Below are 2,642 nucleotides of genomic sequence, written 5' to 3' on the forward strand. Positions count from 1 at the left end.
GGCGATTTATGAAGAGAAATTATAAGATTGTATTGTTGATAATGGCTTTATCTGCAGTACTGTGGAGTTTTGTGCCTACCAAAAAAGAAGATCCGGAAAAAGACAGACTTTTACTGGAGTTGCTTTCTTTTGTGTTGGAAAAAGGGCATTACGATCCTATAGCAATGGATGATACATTTTCAAAAAGTGTTTATAAGGAATATATCGATGCGATAGATCCTTCAAGACGTTTCTTTGTACAGTCCGATATAGATGAGTTTAAGAAATATGAAACTCAGATTGATGACATGATCAAAAGTAAAGATTTGAAATTTTTCGAATTGACTTATGGTCGTTTAATGGAACGTATGAAGGAATCTGAAAAAATCTACAAAGAAGTTCTGGATAAACCATTCGATTTCAATAAAGAAGACAATATTAATACGGATTATGAGAAGTTGCCTTTTTCTAAAAACAAGGCTGATTTGAAAGACCGCTGGGAAAAACAACTTAAGTTGTCTGTCCTGTCTTCAATTACCGATAAACAGAAATTGGAGGAAGATAAGAAGAAAAAAGATCCTAAATATACCGAGAAAACGCTTGCCAAATTGGAAGAAGAATCCCGTGAAACTACCCTGAAATCTCTGAATGAATATTTTGAGTTTGTAGGGGAGTTGGATAGAAACGACTGGTTCTCTGTGTATTTAAATGCCATTGTGGAACGATTTGATCCGCATACATTCTATTTTGCTCCTGAAGAAAAGGACAAATTTGATATCAGCATGAGTGGGACTTTAGAAGGAATCGGAGCTCGTTTGGTTAAGAAAAATGACATTACCGAGATATCCGAGTTGATTCCGGGCGGACCGGCATGGAGGGGCAAAGAGTTGGAACAAGGTGACCTGATTCTGAAAGTGGCTCAAGGAGACGGTGAGCCGGTAGATGTTGTCGGAATGCGAATTGATGATGTCGTAAAAAAGATAAAAGGTAAAAAAGGGACTGAAGTTCGCTTAACAGTCAAAAAAGTTGACGGTACCATAAAAGTCATTAAGATTGTTCGTGAAGTGGTAGAGTTGGAAGAGACTTATGCGAAATCGAGCGTGGTTAAAGACGGTGATAAAACTTATGGTATTATCTATTTGCCTAAATTCTATATCGATTTTGAAAATAAAGATAAAAGAGATGCCTATAAAGATGTGGCTCAGGAAATCGAAAGACTGAAAGCGCAGGGTGTAGAAGGTATCGTTATGGATTTGAGAGACAACGGAGGGGGTTCATTGCAAACCGTTGTGGATATGGTCGGATTGTTTATTGAAGACGGACCAGTGGTTCAGGTGAAATCATCCGGTAGAAAAAAAGAGGTTTTATATGATAAGGATTCCCGTGTACAATGGGATGGTCCACTGGTAGTGATGGTTAATAATTTCTCGGCATCTGCTTCAGAAATTTTTGCGGCTGCCATTCAGGATTACAAACGCGGAATCGTGATCGGAAGCAAACATACCTACGGAAAAGGAACTGTACAAAATGTAATCGATCTGAATCAGTTCGTCAGAAGTAGTTCTTTTGGGGATTTGGGTGCTTTGAAAACGACAACACAAAAATTCTATAGAATCAATGGAGGTTCAACCCAAAGAGAAGGCGTGTTGAGTGATATTGTAATGCCGGACAGATATTCTTATATTGAAATGGGTGAGCGCGATGTTGATAATGCCATGCCTTGGGATAAAATTGACGAAGCTTCCTATAAAGTAAGTAAAACGGCAAGTTTCGACGATGTGATTTCAAAAAGTAAAGCCAGAATGGCAATTAATCCGCAATTCAAATTAATCGACGAGAATGCTAAATGGATTAATGAACGTAAAGATGTTAATGTTTACAGTCTGAATTACAAAAAATTTAAAGCTGATGAAGATGCGGTTGAATTGACTGCTAAAAAATTTAAAGCATTGGCTGATTATAAAAGTAATTTGAAATTTACTTCGTTGGCTTATGAGCAGGAAATGTTCAAAAAGGATTCGGTTCTTGCCCAAAAAAGAGAAAGATGGCATGAAAGTTTAGCTAACGATGTTTATGTGGAGGAAGCTATGAAGATTCTTTCGGATATGAAATCTACCACAGTGGCAAAAGGAACCATCAATTTAAAAGATAAAAAAGTTAAACTGGTAGAGGCGAAATAAATAGTTTCTGACAGGTATTAAAAAAGCCATTCACACTGTGAATGGCTTTTTTTATTTCATTAATTTATCTAATGCTTTTTGATCTTTTTCGAGTTGACGCTGGTATTTTTGTTGTTTTTCGGCTAGTTTCAAAAGTTTTTTTCTGGCTTTTATTTCTTGATCGGTGTCCAATTTGCCTTTTTCCATTTTTCGGTCAAATTTTTTCTGTTCGTCTGCGAGTTCTTCTTTACAGTCTTTCAGTCTTTCCTTGGATTTTTCGACATCTCTTTTAGCGTTATCGAGCTTTTTCTTTTCTTTTTCTGTTTTTTTAAGCTCTTTCTCCATTTCTGCTTTTTGTTTTTCGGCTAATTCTTTTTCTTTAGCCGGATCAACTGCAGGTTTTTCTATAACGTCGGGTTTAATTTCGACCGGTTTTACGGGCTCCTGTGAGAATCCCAGTTGGAATCCTAATACAGCCATTATTACGATTAAATTTGTTTTTAT

Annotated in this window: 2 protein-coding genes; one reads left to right on the forward strand and one right to left on the reverse strand. The window is 36.6% G+C overall.

Features of this window, described 5'->3' with window-relative positions:
- The coding region (locus tag VLB74_RS07170) for a carboxy terminal-processing peptidase (RefSeq protein ID WP_325202777.1) at positions 1-2,159 on the forward strand (2,159 nt) is incomplete at its 5' end.
- Between the two features lie 51 nt (positions 2,160-2,210).
- Here VLB74_RS07170 and VLB74_RS07175 read toward each other — a convergent pair.
- The coding region (locus VLB74_RS07175; protein ID WP_325202778.1) for a hypothetical protein at positions 2,211-2,642 on the reverse strand (432 nt) is incomplete at its 5' end.

Source organism: Flavobacterium sp. (assembly GCF_035456225.1).
In the GTDB taxonomy this organism is placed as follows: Bacteria; Bacteroidota; Bacteroidia; order Flavobacteriales; family Flavobacteriaceae; genus Flavobacterium.